Raw genomic sequence first — 14819 nt, forward strand, 5'->3', positions numbered from 1 at the left:
GATCGACCGGGGTGGGCGCTGCGGATGAAGACTCGGCCATCAGTTGGTCACCTTCCTGGAGTCGAGGATCGAGTGGCCGTGGTCGACCAGCTCGCGGATCTGCGGGCCGATGTCACCGAAGTCCTGACCGGCCATGTCGCCGGCCTCGGAGCGGGTCGCCACGCCCTGGGCGATCGCCGCGAACTTGAAGACGGCGAACGCCAGGTACCACGGCATGTGCGACGGATCGGTGTCGGTCGCCGCGCAGTACCGGTCGAGGAGGCGCTGGGGGCCGGGCCACCCCGGTTCGGTGGTGATGCTCGGGATGAGCGGCACCGTCGGCCCGTCAGGGTCGCCCCAGTACAGGACCGTCTGCGCCAGGTCGGCGACCGGATCGCCGAGCGTGGACAGCTCCCAGTCGAGGATGGCCTTGATCCGCCCCGGGTCGTCGGGGTCGACGACGTAGTTGTCGAGCCGGTAGTCACCGTGGATGATCCGCGACGACGGCGAGGTGGGCATGCTCTCGCCGAGACGCGCGGCCAGGTCGGGCAGCCGGTCGGCTCGAACGGAGTCGGACGCCTTCTCGGATTGCCCGAGCCAGCGTCGCAACTGCCGCTCCAGATAGCCGTCCGGGCGACCGAGATCCCCCAGCCCGACCGCGTTCTGATCCACCGCGTGAAGTGCGACCATCGCGTCGATCTGCGCGTCCGCCATCGCCGCCTTGTCGTCGTCGCTCTCGGCGAAGCCGGCCGGTAGCACGTCACGGATGACGTGACCGACCACCTTCTCCATCACGTAGTACGGCACGCCCAGGTCCTCGCCGGTGGTCTCGTTGAGCACCACCTTCGCCACCGGTACGCCCGTGCCCGCCAGCCCGAGCTGGATCCGCGCCTCGCGGCCCATGTCGTGCGCGCTGGGCAGGAGCTCGCCCGTCGGCGGGCGCCGCAGGATCAGCTCCCCGGCGTCCGAGCGGAGCGTGAACGTGAGATTGGACTTGCCGCCGGCGATGAGGTCGGCGTCGAAGTCAGCCCAGGCCTGCTCCCCTGTGGCCTCGGCGATCTTCGGCCCCACGACGTCGGGGCGGAGCAACTGGTCGACGGACAGTCCCGTGGACTCGGACGATGAAGTGGTCATGGCGTGGATCCTCGCGGTTGATGGGCGACCGGGCGGGTGGTTCGGGTCAGTTGTGGCCGACGCTCAGTTGTGGCCGACACGGTGCAGGTCGTGGCCCCGGGTCTCCTTCATGAAGGCGGTCGCGACCATCGTCGCCACGCAGAGGGCGATGATGTAGGCGCTGATCATCCAGTACAGATCCCACTGGATGAACTGGGCGTTGAGGTAGGGCGCACTGCCGCCGAACACCGCGACGGACAGCGAGTACGCGAACCCGATGCCGGCAGTGCGCATCTTGGTGGGGAACGCCTCGGACATGAACGAGGACAGGATCGAACCGGCGGCCGCGACCAGGGTCATGGCGATGAGCGAGGCGAGGAACAGCGTCCAGGGACGCTCGTCGATCATCCCCATGAGCACCGGGGTGGTGATGATCGTGCCGACGCCGAAGATGAAGATGACCGGACGGCGCCCGATGTGGTCGGAGAGCAGGCCCCACAGCGGGAGCGTGCACAGGGCGATGAGCTGGCTGCCGAAGATCGCCCAGAACGCGGCCTGTGAATCCATGTCACGCTGCGTGATTGCGAAGGTCGAGGCGTACGAGCTCCAGGTGTAGTGCGCGACCGTGATACCGGAGACCATGGCCACGACCAGTGCGATGGCACCGGCGAGCTTGCGGCGCGAGAACGTGGCGACCGGGGAGTTCGGATCGGCGGCAGCGGCCTCGGCGGCCTTGTCGAAGACGTCGGACTCCTCCATGCCGGACCGCAGGTACAGCACGAACAGTGCGAACACGGCACCGAGCAGGAACGGGACACGCCAGCCCCACTCGCCCACCGCGGACTCGGACAGGACGGCGGTGATGGTGCCGCCGATTCCGTAGGCGATGACCGTGCCGCCCATGATGGCGACGAAGACGAGGCTTCCCCACATGCCGCGACGGTGCGGAGGCGCGATCTCGGCGACGTAGCTGTAGGCGGTGGCCGACTCGCCACCATGCGCGAAGCCCTGGATCATGCGGCACAGCAGCAGCAGCGCCGAGGCGACGATCCCGAGCGTCCCGTAGGTCGGGAGCAGACCGATGAGCAGGCTGGCACCGGCCATCATGAGCATCGTGGTGATGAGGACGAACTTACGGCCCCGGACGTCGGCGATGCGGCCGAAGACGATGCCGCCCAGCGGGCGCATGAGGAAGCCCACGGCGAAGACGGCGAACGTCGCCAGCAGCGCCGAGACCGGGTTCTCGTTGTTGAACATCGCCGCGGCGATGTACGGGGCGAAGACCGCGTAGGCGGTCCACTCGTACCACTCGAACAGCTGGCCGGTGGTGCTGGCGGCCAGTGAGCGGACGTTACCGCGGTTACCCGTGTCGGACTGCTTCGGGACGACGGCGGTGTCGCCGACCCTCCCGCGGTTCTCGGGGTTGATGGTGGCCTCGGCCATGTCAGTGTCCTTCGGTGGTAGTGGAGGGGTGGGGTGGCGTGTGGTCGTCGCGGAGTTCGCGACGCCGGATCTTCCCGGTCTGTGTCTTGGGCAGCTCACCGACGACGTGCACCTCGGCCGGCCGCTTGTAGGCGGCGAGCCGCTCGGCGGCGAAGGCGATCAGCTCGTCCTCGGTCGCGGCCCGCCCGGCCTTGAGGGAGACGAACGCGGCGACCTTCTCCCCGCGGTACTCGTCGGGAAGTCCCACGACGGCGGCCTCGAACACGGCGTCGTGCTCGTACAGGGCGTCCTCGACCTCGCGGGGCCAGACCTTGTACCCGGAGGCGTTGATCTGGTCCTTGAGGCGGTCCACGAGGTAGACCCAGCCGTCGGCGTCCATGACGGCGACATCGCCGGTGTGCAGGCGACCGCCGGGCATGGTCGACGCGGTCGCGGACTCGTTGCGCCAGTACCCGGACACGATCTGCGGGCCCGACAGGACGAGTTCGCCCTGCTCGCCCGGTGCCACCGGCTGATCGTCCACGCCGACGACCTCGGCGCCGATCCCCGGCAGCGGGACGCCGATGGACAGGGTGCCGCTCGCGTCGTCGACCGGCGCCCGGAGCCCGGGCGGCACCGCGATGACCCCGGAGGTCGTCTCGGTCATGCCGTACCCGTTGTGGATGTAGTGGCCGAACCGCTCCTCGAAGCGCTCGACCGTCGACGGCGGGATGGGCGCCCCGCCGCTGTACAGGGTCTTGACCGCCGAGAAGTGTTCCGGGCCTGCCTCGTCGAGGCGCATGAGCGCGTTGTAGGCGGTGATCGAACCGATGGTGAACGTCACCCCGTGCTCGCGGAACGCGTCCAGCATGACCTCGGGACGGAAACGTCCGGCGAAGACGAGGGTGGAGTCGCTGACCAGCGCGAGGGTGGCGTTGATGACGGCACCGGTGATGTGGAACAACGGCGCCATCGCGAGCACCACGTCGCCCGGCACGAGCCCCACGAAGTCGGCGAAGCTCCGCGCGACGGCGATCACGTTGGCGTGGGAGTTCATCGCACCCTTGGGCGGCCCGGTCGTTCCCGAGGTGTAGGTGAGCAGCGCGAGATCGTCGGGGGTGCCCTCCGCGGGCTGGGGCGTGCGCCCCTCGAACTCGCGGATCAGGGAGACCAGGTCCCCGTCCGGCGAGGGTTCGACCTGCTGGTCGTCGCCGAACGCGCGGGGGTCGTTTCGGGTCTGCAGATCCCGCTCGCTGGTGCCGAGGACCCACGCCACAGCGGTGCCGGAGACCGCGTCGCGGATGGCGGGCACGTCACGGTCGGTCGCGATGATCCCCACCGCGCCGGAGTCCTCGACGGGGAGCCGGAGCTCGCGACCGAAGTACATGGGGTTGAGGACGACGGCGGCGGCGCCGATCTTCCACAGTGCCAGCATGGCCAGCGCGTACTGGGGGATGTTCTGGAGGTGGATGCCGACACGGTCCCCGGGCGCGACCCCGCGGACCTGCAGGGCCGTCGCGAGCGCATCCGCCATCGCGTCGACCTCGCGGGCGGAGAATCCGCTGTCGAAGTACGCGATGGCGATCCGCTCCGGCGAGGACGCGACACGCTCACGCCAGGCGTCCACGAGCGTCGCCCGCCGCGTCACCAGGCTCTCGTCGAGCCCCGGTCGATACAGCGTGCGCCATGGCCTCGGGTCTTCCTGGCTCATCGTCGCTCCTCTCGTTCAGGTCGTTCTGCCGTTTACCGACCGATCGATCGCTCGGTGTGCCATAGTGTTACCCACACCACATCAGGTGTCAAGCGAGAGGGTGGATAGGGTTGTGACGATGAGTGAGAAGACCTCGGCGGACTGGCGGGAGTTCGGCCCGGACGAACTCTCCACTCCCCTACGCGCGGCCCTGGAGGTCTTCGCCCGGCACGGCTACCACGGGGCCTCGATCAGGATGATCGCCGAAGCCGCCGGGCTCTCGGTCCCGGGCCTGTACCACCACTACCGCTCGAAGCAGGCGATCCTGGCCGCGGTCGTGGATTCGGCCATGGCGGAGATGCTCACACACACCCGGGCCGCCGCCGATGACGCGGAGGAACGCACCGTGACCAGGTTCGAGAATGTCGTCGAGTGCCTGGCCCGCTTCCACATGGCGCGTCGCGACCACGCGTTCGTGGCGTCCACGGAGATGCGCAGCATGGACCCGGACGTGCGGGCCCACCACATCGCGCAACGCGACGCCCAGCAGGAGATGCTCGAGGACGCCATCCGTGCCGGGATCGAATCCGGCGAGTTCACGTGCGCACACCCCGAGGACGCGGCGCGCGCCATCGCCTCACTGTGCGTGTCGATCGCGTCCTGGTACCGCCCCGACGGACCACTGTCCGCCGACGACGTCGTCGCCCGACACCTCGAGTTCGCCCGGGGCATGGTCGGTGCGGCGCGGGTCTGAATCCGCACCCCGTAGCCGGCCCCACCCCGTATCCGGCCCCGCGCCCTATCCGGCCCCCGCGCCGTCAGCGCCGCCGCGCACCCCGGCCCGTGGGCTTGGGCGCACGCTCTGCCCGGGACTTCGCCTTGGCGGCGGTCTTCTCGCGCGCGGTCCGCTTCTCTCGCGGGGGCTCCCCCGCACCTCGTGACGTACCCGCCCTGCGACCCCGCACGATGCCGACGAACTCGTCGATCAGCTCGTCACCCTCCCGCGCCGGCGACCACGCGATGCCCATCCGCGTCGCGGGGACCCCCTCGACCGGCCTCACCACCACGTCCCGCCGACTCAGTGATCGCGCGTACGGCAGCGGCAGCACGAGCAGCCCGACGCCGGCGGCGACCAGATCCACCGCGGCGGAGACCTCGTCGGGTGTCGCGCCGATCGGGTCCACCGGCTCGAGCCAATGCTCGCCGTCCAGATCCGCGGCGGCGACCGAATCGAAAGCGCCGAGTTCGTGATCCTTCTCGGCCAACACGGCCATCGTCTCGGTGTACAGCGGAACCCGGAGCAGGCCGGGCGGGGCCGACCGCGGTGCGTCATCGGGCTCGCGGACGAAGATCACGTCGAAACCGTCAGCCCCGGCGGAGTCGGCGAGCTCCGCTCGCGGGTCGCCCGCGCGCCGCGCCGAGACGGGGACGCCGGGGTTGCGCTCCCGCCACCGGGTCAGCCACTTGTCGGGCTGCACGCCGGGGACATAACCGACGGCCAGGCGGCCCGCCACGGAATCGCTGTCGTCGTTCACCCCCCAACGGTAACCTCTCGTCAGCTGAACCCAATTCAGTACAGTCCCACCCCTCGACCGGAGGCACCATGACCCACATCTTCAGAACCGTCGACGAGTTCCGCCGAGCCGCGGACCTCGACCTGGGGGCGGGTGACTGGTTCACCATCACCCAGGAACGGATCGACACGTTCGCCGACGTCACGGAGGACTGGCAGTGGATCCATGTCGACGCCGAGAAGGCGGCCGACACCGACCTGGGCACGACGGTCGCCCACGGATACCTCACCCTGTCCCTCATCCCCCGCCTGAGCTCCGAGCTGTTCACCTTCGAAGGCGTGGGCAGGGCGGTCAACTACGGCTTGGACAAGGTGCGGTTCCCGTCCTACGTCCGCCCCGGTGACCGCATCCGCGCGCGCGGGCGGGTGGCGTGGACGCGAGAGGCGGCGGCCGACGGGGTCCTGGGATGCGTCCACTACGCGATCGAGGTCGAGGGGCGCGACACCCCGGCGTGCGTGGCAGAGGCCCTGATGGTGGTCTTTCCCCCCGGCGACTGAGTCCCATCCTCTTCTGTACTGAACTCAGTTCAACTACGCTACGCTGGCGGGACATCCCCCGAGACAGCCGGAAAGGGCCTAAGACATGGAGCGTTTCTCAGACAGGGTCGTGCTGGTCACGGGCGCGACCGGCGGAATCGGATCCGAGATCTGCCGCCGACTCGCCGCGGAGGGCGCCGTCGTCGTCGTCGCCGACCTCCCCGGCACCGACCTCGACGCGGCGGTCTCCGCCCTGCCGGCCGGTCCCCACCTGGCCGTCGAACTGGACGTCTCCGTCGAGGCGCACTGGACCGCCGCGGTCGAGCGCGTCACCGAGGCCCACGGACGCCTGGACGGTCTGGTCAACAATGCCGCGATCGGGAGCATCAAGTCCGTGGAGGACGAGACGCCGGAGCACTGGCAACGCGTCATCGACGTGGATCAGACCGGCGTGTGGCTGGGCATGAAGCACGCGGGCACGATGATCGAACGGACCGGCGGAGGCTCGATCGTCAACGTGTGTTCGATCCTGGGCAGCGTCGGCGGGTTCGGCAACAGCTTCGCCTACCACGCCGCCAAGGGCGCGGTCCGGACCATGACCAAGAACGCGGCCATCCACTGGGCCACCAGGGGCGTCCGCGTGAACTCGCTGCACCCGGGCTTCATCGAGACGCCGCAGCTGCTCGAGCGCTACGAGGGCAGCGAACGACACCGCGGGATGCTCGCGGGTACACCGATGGGTCGGCTCGGGACCCCGGCCGAGATCGCCGGCTGTGTGGCGTTCCTGGCCAGCGACGACGCCGGGTTCATGACCGGCACCGAGGTCTACGCCGACGGCGGCTGGACTGCGCGCTGACCCCGGTCCGATAGCACGCGAGCGGGCCCGCGGGGAGATTCCCCGCGGGCCCGTTGCCGGTTCACCGTGTCGACCCGGCCCGTCAGGCGGTGACGTACCGCTGGACGCCGTCCACCGTGACCTCGTCGACGACGATCTCGCCTCGCGCCACCAGGACATCCAGGTGGGCGACGGTCTCGCACACCGCGATCATCTGGTTGAAGCCGTCGAGCGAGGTGAACGCCCGCTCGCGGCGCGTCCACGGCAGCCCCGCCGCCACGTCCGCGCCGGTGGCCCCCTCGCGAGCACGCACCCGGTCGCGCGTCGCGCGCAGCCGGGCGTCGTGATGGTCCAGCAGCTCCCGCACCCGGACGTGCACGCTCCCCCCCACCGCCCCGTGGGCGGGCAGCATCTCGGTATCCGGGCGGTGCAACATCGCCTCGAGGGAATCGAGGTAGTCGCCCAACGGGTTGTCCCACCCGCCGAGCTCGAAGCCGATCGACGGGGAGATCCTCGGCAGGACGTGGTCGCCGGTGAACGTCACACCCAGTCCGGGGTCCTCGAAGACGAGGTGCCCCTTGGTGTGGCCGGCGGTCTGACGAGCCTGCATCTGTCGGCCGGCCACGGAGACCGGCCCCTGCTCGGTCCACTCGTCGGGCATCTCCCAGTCCGAGGCGATCCACGGCTCGGCGAGTGAGTCGATCCTCGATGCCTCGGCGATCTCCGCGGCGCCGGCCCGCTCCAGCACGGCGAGCGAGTCTTCCGGTACGGCGCTGCGCAGCTCATGGAGCGCGCTGAGGCCCGGGCGCTCGCCGCCACCCAGATGGATCCGGCTACCCACCCGGCGGCGGAGCTCGGGACCCATCGTGTAGTGGTCGCGGTGGATGTGCGTCACGTGGACGTCGGTGATCTCGTCCAGACCCACGTCGATGGAGGCGAGACCGTCGCGCAGGATCTCCAGGTTGCCGGGGACGTTCCAGCCGGCGTCGATCAACGAGACCCCGTCGACACCTTCGACCACGTAGACGTTGATGGCGCGCAGCCCGTCCTGCGGCATGGGCAGGGGGATCCGGTGGACCGAGTCGGTCACCGGGTGGCAGCCGAGCTCGGTCCAGTCCGCACCCACGCGGGTCACGACCCGTCGACCATGACCTGCTCTTCGCCCATCACCATGATGGCGCGACCCCCCATGGAACCCACGTGCTCGGCGGCCTTGGCCCACTCCGGGCTCTCGAGCATCGCGTCGTAGGCCTCCTTCGAGTCGAAGCTGAGCACCGACACACCGTCCCAGCCGAGCGAGTGCTTGTTCCCTCCGGTCTCCTTGACGGCCGTGTGCGACCACCGGCGCAGGCCCGGGAGCGGGTAGGTCACATCAGCGTGCTCGCCACGCCACCAGTCGATGAACTGCTCGTGCGTCCACTCCGAGGGCTTGGATGCCATGACGATGAGGTTGTACATGTGGTCCTCCATACTTGAATTCACTTCATGTTCAGCGGCCACGGTAGCACCGCGCCGTTTCCCCTGCCGGGCTACCGGGTCAGTGCACCAGCCGGATGCACGCGCCGGTCACGGACTCCGCGATCTCCGAGAGGGTCCGGTCCCTGCCCGGCCGGTACCAGTTCCACACCGAGTTGATCAGACCCAGGACGTACCGTCCCAGCTCGACCTCATCCCGCTCCGGGAAGTCACCGGACGCCATCCCCTGCGCGAGCAGCCCGCTCCAGTCCCGCTCGACGACGCGCACCATCTCGCGCGCGCGCACCCGCTCCTCCTCCTCCCGCTCCGACGAGCGCGGCGAGGCGAGCATGTCGATGTGGTGCAGCAGGATCCGAGCCTGGAGCGCCTCGCTCTCGGTGATGTCGTACGCGCTCGCGATAGCGGCCCGGAGAGCGGATTCCGCGTCGGGTGCATCCTGCACCGCCACGGCGAACCGCTCGTGATACCGGGTCAGCTCGGTGCTCATGATGGTGAGCAGGCAGTGCGCCTTGGACTCGAAGTAGTGGTAGAGCGCGGTCTGGCCGATACCCACCTCGCTGGCCACCGTGGCCCACTTGGTGTGTTCATACCCGACGCTGCCGAAATTGGCCACGGCGGCGTCGAGGATCACCTTCCTCTTGGAACGTGGCCCGTCGGTCTTGGACTTGGTGGTGGTCGCCATCGTGCATTCCCCCCGTGCTCGGTGTAGTCGTTCCAGGTTAAGCGAAAGTGAGTTCAGCTCACACGGTCTTCGACCAACAGATCCGGCGGCGGATCGCCGCCCCTACTCGTCGGTGACGAGCTCGGCCGCCAGCGAGGCCGCACCGCGGCGGTCGAGCTTGCCCACCCGGGACTGCGGGAGCGCGCTGACCGTCCGGACGTATTCCGGCCACTTGAACTTGGGGAAGTCCGCCGCCTCGAGGTGCTGACGGATCTCGTCCAGGCTCAGCGCCTCGCGTTCGGAGACGACGAGGGCCGCCGCCCGCTCCCCGAGCACGGGGTCGGGCACCGGGACCACACACACCTGGTGGATGCCGGGGATCGCCGCGAGGGCGTCCTCCACCTCGTTGATGTCGATGTTGCGCCCGCCGCGGATGATGAGGTCCTTCTCCCGGCCGCGGATGCTCACGCTTCCGTCGTCGTGGATGAGGGCGCGATCGCCCGTCGCCAGGAACCCCTCGGCGTTGACGTCGGGCGCCACCGGCACTCCCCCTCGGGCGTATCCCAGGAACAGCGAGGGGCCCTTCACCTGGAGGGATCCGGTCTCCCCGGCGCCCAGCGCGGCCCCGTCCTCGCCCACCACGCGCACCTCGGTCCCCGGGAACGGGCGACCGTCACGCCCCAGGCGGGTCTCGACGTCGTCGGACGGGGACGGCGTGGTGTGGCCCAGGCACTCGGACATCCCGAACACCCGCAGCAGGGTCGTGCCCAGCTTGACCTCCGCGCCCCGCAGGGAGTTCTGGTTCATCGGCCCGCCGCCGACCGTCATGGCCTTCATGGCCGACAGCGCCCCGTCGGCGCCGTCGACGAGCGTGAGTTGCAGCGCCATGGTCGGCACCAGCATCGTCCAGGCCACACGGTGCTCGCGCAGGAGTGCGACCGCCGCCTCGGGGTTCCACTTCTCGGACGCGATCATGGGCCCGCCGAGCATCGCCGGCAGGTACATCCCGAAGCAGATCGCGGCAGCCGAGGACAGCGGCACCAGGGCGCCCACGGCGTCACCGGCTTCCAGCCCGACGGCCTCGATGGTGGACCGCCCGGCGTAGCGCAGGGCGTCCTCGGTCTGGATGACGCACTTGGGCCGTCCGGTCGATCCGGAGGTCATGGCCGCGACGGCCCCTCCGTTCCACCGCCCGACCCCACGGGAGACCCCGTCGGCCGGACCGTGGACACCCCACCCGTCCAGGGCCTCGCCGGCCGCGACGAAGCCCTGCTCCGCCAGGCCCCACACCGCGGCGGCGTGGGAGTCGGCCACCACGATGTCCGGCTGGAGGTCCTCCATGGCGATGTCGAACTCGGAGCGCGTCGCGTGACCGCTCATCACGGCGAGCATCCCGCCGGACAGGCCCACCGCGACCGCGGCCGCGACGGTCCGCCACGAGTTGTCGGCGCGGATGAGGACCGTCGACGGGGCGTCCGCCGCGGTGTCCAGCAGCTGCGCGAGGTCGCGGGCTGCGCGCACGACCGCCTCGGTCGAGTGGGTCCCGTCGCCGTCCACGACCGCCACGGCGTCGGGGGTGTGGGCGGCGCGTTCGACGACGTCGCGGGCCAACTGCTTCATGGTGACGTTCTCCTCGGGGGTTGTGGGTGGGGTCCGCGGGCGACGGCGGGCGATGCGGGCGGGGGCGGTGCTGCTGGGGTGCGGTGTGGTTGCGGTCTGGTGTGGTGCGGTGCGCCGGGCGCGCGATCAGGGGACGACGACGAGGCGACCGGATGCCCGGCCGTGACGCAGATCCTCATACGCCTCGAGGACGTCGTCCAGGCCCCGCACCTCCACCACCGCGCTCAGGCTCCCGGCGGCGGCCAGATCGAAGACCTCCCGCAGGTGGTGATGGGGGCCCCAGAAGGGCGCGGACACGCGCCACCCGCGGGGCATCGAACCGGTCTTGTCGACGGTCAACCGCCCGCCGGCGGATCCCACGACGGCCAGTGCCCCGCCGGTCGCCATGAGCCCGGGGGCCGCGTCGAGGGTGTCGGGGGACCCGACGAAGTCCATGACCAGGTCCGCCCCGGTCCCGCCGGACAACTCGTCGACGAGCGAACGTGCCTCGGCGACCGAGCCGACCGCGTGGTGGGCCCCCAGCCGGAGCCCGAGGTCGCGGGCGGCGGCGCGCGGATCCACCGCGATCACCACCTCCGGGGACCGGGCCGCGAGCACCTGGAGCGCGAGGTGGCCGAGGCCTCCGATGCCGACGACCACCACGATCGCCCCCTCGGGGTTGAGCGGCTGGTCGGCGACGGCGTGGTAGGCGGTGAGTCCTGCGTCCGTCAGCGGCGCGAGTGCCGGCCCCGCGGCCGGGTCGACCTCGACGAGGTGGCGGGGCGACGGGACGAGCATGTAGTCGGCGAGGCCGCCGTCGTACCCCGTCCCGCCTCCGATGGGTCCGGTCAGCTCGACGCAGTAGTTGTCGCGGCCGCTGCGGCACTTACGGCACTTTCCGCACGACCAGACGCCGTGCACGCCGCAGGTGCGGCCCACCCAGTCCCCGTCGCGGTCGTCCCCGACGGCGACGACGGTGCCGACGACCTCGTGGCCCAGGGTGAACGGCAGTTCGTACGGCAGGACGCCGGCCGCCGAGTCCATAATGTGCAGGTCGGAGTGGCACAGTCCGGCGGCGTCCACACGCAGCAGCACCTGACCGGGACCGGGCGTCGGGACGGGGATCCGGTCGAGGGTGGGGGCCGATCCCCACTCGTGCAGGCGGACCGCCCGCATGACCTCGGGCAGGCCGGCGGTCCCCGTCGCCCCGGTCATCGTGCGGTCCACCCGCCGTCCACCGTGAGGACGTGACCGGTGACGTAGCTCGAGGCGCCCGAGGCGAGGAAGAGCACCGCCCCGTCGACCTCCCCGGCGCGACCGCCACGACCGAGCATCGAGTTCCGGCGGACCCACCCGGCGGACTTGTCGTTGGTGAACAGTCCGTCGGTCATCTCCGTGTCGAACCATCCCGGGACCACGGCGTTGACGCGCACGCCGCGGCGTCCCCACTGCCCGGCGAGCTCGCGGGTGGTGCCGATGACGGCGGACTTGCTGGCCGCGTATCCGGCGCCCCCGATGGGCGCGGTGGAGACCAGACCGACCACCGACGAGACGTTGATGATCGACATCTCCCGGTCCTCGGGCAGCGCCTTGACGGCGGACACCGACAGGTGGAACCCGGAGGTGAGGTTGACGCGCAGGATGTCGTCGAACTCCTCGGCGGACTCCGTGAGCGCGTCGGGCGGTCCCGGACGACCGGCGTTGTTGACGAGGATGTCCACCGCACCGTTGATGCCGGATGCGGTGGAGATGAGGCGCTCGCGGTCGGCGGGGACCGTGATGTCGCATTCGACCGGCACGACGGATGGCAGGTCCGCGGCCAGCGCGGCGAGACGGTCCGCTCGGCGGGCCGCGGCGACGACGGTCGCCCCGGCCGCGGCGAGGGTCCGGGCGAACCCGTCACCCAGACCCGAGGACGCGCCGGTGACCACGGCGACGCGGCCGGTCAGGTCGAACAGCTCTGCAGGTGAGGCCATCTCAGTACACCGCCGTCCGTCCACCGTCGACCGGGATGAGTGCGCCGGTGGTGTACCCGGCCTGGTCGGAGGCGAGGTGCACGACCATCCCGGCGAGCTCGCGGGGGTCACCGAGGCGGCCGGCGGGCAGACGGCCCACGACCAGCCCGAGGAACTCGGAGTCCCAGTCCGCCGCCATGTCCGAGGCGAAGGCCCCCGGCATGATGCAGTTGACCCGCACCGTGGGGGCGTATTCCTGGGCGAAGGCGCGGGTGAGGGCGTTGAGCCCGTTCTTCGCCGCCGCGTAGGTGGCCTCCTGCGGGCTGGGTCGCTCGGCACCGATGCTGGAGATGTTGATGATCGAGCCTCCCCCGGCCTTGACCATCCGGTCACCGGCCACCGCCATGAGACGGAACGGGCCCTGGAGGTTGACCTCGATCGTCTTGGTGAACAGTCCCTGGGTGACGTCGAGCGAGGTCGGCGCGAGGGGCGCTATCCCGGCGTTGTTGACCACGATGTCGATCGAACCATGGTCGGCGACGATCTTGTCGACCGCGGGCTCGATCGCGTCCCAGTCCCCCACGTGCAGCGCCAACGCGTGCGCGGCGGTCCCGGTCGCCTCGGAGATCTCGCGGGCCACGGCCTCGCACTGGTCGGCCTTGCGGCTGGAGACGATCACGGTGGCGCCGGCCTCGGACAGAGCCAGGGCCATGGCCTTGCCCAGTCCGCGGGTGGCGCCGGTGACCAGGGCGACCTTACCGGCGAGAAGAGTGGACGGGTAGCTCATGCCGATGCCTCCGACGTGGTGGACGGGGTGTACTTCTTCAGCTCCAGGCGGGCCATGGTGCGCAGGTGGACCTCCGACGGCCCGTCCGCGATCTGCAGCGCACGGGTCAACGCGAAGAACCGGCCGAGGACGTTGTCGTCGCTGACACCCGCGGCGCCGAACGTCTGGATCGCGCGGTCGACGACCCGGTGGGCGGTCTCCATCGCACTGATCTTGATCGCCGCGACCTCGGACCGGGCGGCGGCGTTGCCCTGGGTGTCCATGAGCCAGGCGGCCTTGAACGTGACGAGCCGGATCTGGTCGATCTCGATGCGGCTGCGGGCGATCCACTCCCGGATCACGCCGCGCTTGGCGAGCGGTTCACCGAAGGCGACGCGGTCCGTGGCGCGTTGGCACATCATCTCGAGCGCCCGCTCGGCGATGCCGATGGCGCGCATGGCGTAGTGCATCCGGCCGGGCCCGAGACGCCCCTGCGCGATGGCGAATCCGCCGCCCTCCTCCCCGAGCATGTTCGTGACGGGGACCCGGACGTTCTCGAACAGGACCTCGCCGTGGCCGAGCCGGTCGTGGTAGCCGAGCATCGGCAGGTCGCGAACGATGGTCACGCCCGCGGTGTCCGTCGGGACGATGATCATCGACTGCTGGCGGTAGGTGCTCGCCTCCGGGTCCGATTTGCCCATGACGATCATGAACTTGCAGTCCGGGTCGATCACCCCGGAGGCGTACCACTTGCGTCCGTTGATCACGTACTCGTCACCGTCGCGGACGATGCTCGTGGAGATGTTCGTGGCGTCCGAGCTGGCGACCGCGGGCTCGGTCATGGCGAAGGCCGACCGGATCTCGCAGTTGAGCAGGGGCTCCAGCCACTGCTTCTTCTGCTCGGCCGTGCCGTACAGGGCGAGGATCTCCATGTTCCCGGTGTCCGGGGCCGAGCAGTTGATCGCCTCGTTGCCGATGAGCGACCGGCCGACGATCTCCGCCAGGGGGGCGTATTCGAGGTTCGTCAGGCCGGCGCCGAGGTCACCGTGGGCCATGAAGAGATTCCACAGGCCCTGCTCGCGGGCGATGCGCTGCAGGTCGCGCATGATCTGGGGCTGCTCGTGCGGGTTCTCGTTCTCGGCGACCTGGCGGTCGTACACTGCCTCGGCCGGGTACACGTGTTCGTCCATGAACACCTGCAGCTTCTCGGCGAGCTCCGCCGTCCGCGGGGAATACGCGAAATCCATGGTCTGTCTCGTTTCTCGGGTGTCGC

15 protein-coding genes are annotated in these 14819 nt (G+C 70.3%); 3 read left to right on the forward strand and 12 right to left on the reverse strand.

Translation table 11 applies throughout. From position 1 onward, the window contains the following. Positions 1–39: 39 nt before the first annotated feature. The 3 genes from L8M95_RS03515 to L8M95_RS03525 form a co-directional block, all read right to left on the reverse strand. Positions 40–1113: a phosphotransferase family protein gene (locus tag L8M95_RS03515; protein WP_260487990.1), complete on the reverse strand. Its 1074-nt coding sequence runs from the start codon at positions 1111–1113 to the stop codon at positions 40–42. 63 nt (positions 1114–1176) lie between these two features. Beyond that, positions 1177–2535 carry an MFS transporter gene (locus L8M95_RS03520; RefSeq protein WP_260487992.1) on the reverse strand — a complete coding sequence of 453 codons (1359 nt, stop codon included), beginning with the start codon at positions 2533–2535 and terminating at the stop codon, positions 1177–1179. Position 2536: 1 nt separating this feature from the next. Beyond that, the gene (locus L8M95_RS03525) at positions 2537–4225 is read right to left on the reverse strand and encodes a class I adenylate-forming enzyme family protein (protein ID WP_260487994.1); all 1689 of its coding nucleotides are present in this window, start codon (positions 4223–4225) and stop codon (positions 2537–2539) included. Between the two features lie 118 nt (positions 4226–4343). Between L8M95_RS03525 and L8M95_RS03530 the strand changes: the two genes are divergently transcribed. After that, positions 4344–4958 carry a TetR/AcrR family transcriptional regulator gene (locus L8M95_RS03530; protein ID WP_260487996.1) on the forward strand — a complete coding sequence of 205 codons (615 nt, stop codon included), beginning with the start codon at positions 4344–4346 and terminating at the stop codon, positions 4956–4958. A 64-nt stretch (positions 4959–5022) separates the two neighbouring features. On the opposite strand, the gene L8M95_RS03535 is transcribed toward L8M95_RS03530, so the two are convergent. Then, a complete protein-coding gene (locus L8M95_RS03535) occupies positions 5023–5739 on the reverse strand; it encodes a LysR family transcriptional regulator substrate-binding protein (RefSeq protein ID WP_260487998.1) in 717 nt (238 codons plus the stop codon). 68 nt (positions 5740–5807) lie between these two features. Between L8M95_RS03535 and L8M95_RS03540 the strand changes: the two genes are divergently transcribed. Both L8M95_RS03540 and L8M95_RS03545 read left to right on the forward strand, forming a co-directional pair. Continuing rightward, positions 5808–6275, forward strand: coding sequence for a MaoC family dehydratase (locus L8M95_RS03540; RefSeq protein ID WP_260488000.1), 468 nt, complete (start codon positions 5808–5810; stop codon positions 6273–6275). Positions 6276–6360: 85 nt separating this feature from the next. After that, complete coding sequence (locus L8M95_RS03545; RefSeq protein ID WP_260488002.1) at positions 6361–7110, forward strand: SDR family NAD(P)-dependent oxidoreductase; 750 nt, start codon at positions 6361–6363, stop codon at positions 7108–7110. 82 nt (positions 7111–7192) lie between these two features. Here the strand turns inward: L8M95_RS03545 and L8M95_RS03550 are convergent, their stop codons facing one another. From L8M95_RS03550 to L8M95_RS03585, 8 genes are all read right to left on the reverse strand, one after another. Beyond that, positions 7193–8224: an MBL fold metallo-hydrolase gene (locus L8M95_RS03550; protein WP_312027442.1), complete on the reverse strand. Its 1032-nt coding sequence runs from the start codon at positions 8222–8224 to the stop codon at positions 7193–7195. Then, a complete protein-coding gene (locus tag L8M95_RS03555; protein ID WP_260488004.1) occupies positions 8221–8547 on the reverse strand; it encodes an EthD domain-containing protein in 327 nt (108 codons plus the stop codon). Before L8M95_RS03555 ends, L8M95_RS03550 begins: the two co-directional genes overlap by 4 nt. 79 nt (positions 8548–8626) lie before the next feature. Beyond that, positions 8627–9247, reverse strand: a complete 621-nt coding sequence (locus L8M95_RS03560; RefSeq protein WP_260488006.1) for a TetR/AcrR family transcriptional regulator — start codon at positions 9245–9247, stop codon at positions 8627–8629. A gap of 102 nt (positions 9248–9349) precedes the next feature. After that, entirely contained in the window at positions 9350–10846 is a 1497-nt protein-coding gene (locus tag L8M95_RS03565) for a class I adenylate-forming enzyme family protein (protein ID WP_260488008.1), read from the reverse strand. A 126-nt stretch (positions 10847–10972) separates the two neighbouring features. Further along, a complete protein-coding gene (locus L8M95_RS03570; protein WP_260488010.1) occupies positions 10973–12040 on the reverse strand; it encodes an alcohol dehydrogenase catalytic domain-containing protein in 1068 nt (355 codons plus the stop codon). Next, on the reverse strand, positions 12037–12801 hold the full coding sequence (locus tag L8M95_RS03575; protein WP_260488012.1) for an SDR family NAD(P)-dependent oxidoreductase: 765 nt from the start codon (positions 12799–12801) through the stop codon (positions 12037–12039). Before L8M95_RS03575 ends, L8M95_RS03570 begins: the two co-directional genes overlap by 4 nt. Position 12802: 1 nt before the next feature. Further along, positions 12803–13567, reverse strand: a complete 765-nt coding sequence (locus L8M95_RS03580) for an SDR family NAD(P)-dependent oxidoreductase (protein ID WP_260488014.1) — start codon at positions 13565–13567, stop codon at positions 12803–12805. Continuing rightward, entirely contained in the window at positions 13564–14793 is a 1230-nt protein-coding gene (locus tag L8M95_RS03585; protein WP_260488016.1) for an acyl-CoA dehydrogenase family protein, read from the reverse strand. The genes L8M95_RS03580 and L8M95_RS03585 overlap by 4 nt, the downstream gene beginning before the upstream one ends. Positions 14794–14819 lie beyond the last annotated feature (26 nt).

It is taken from the genome of Dietzia sp. B32 (genome assembly GCF_024732245.1).
Classification (GTDB): domain Bacteria; phylum Actinomycetota; class Actinomycetes; order Mycobacteriales; family Mycobacteriaceae; genus Dietzia.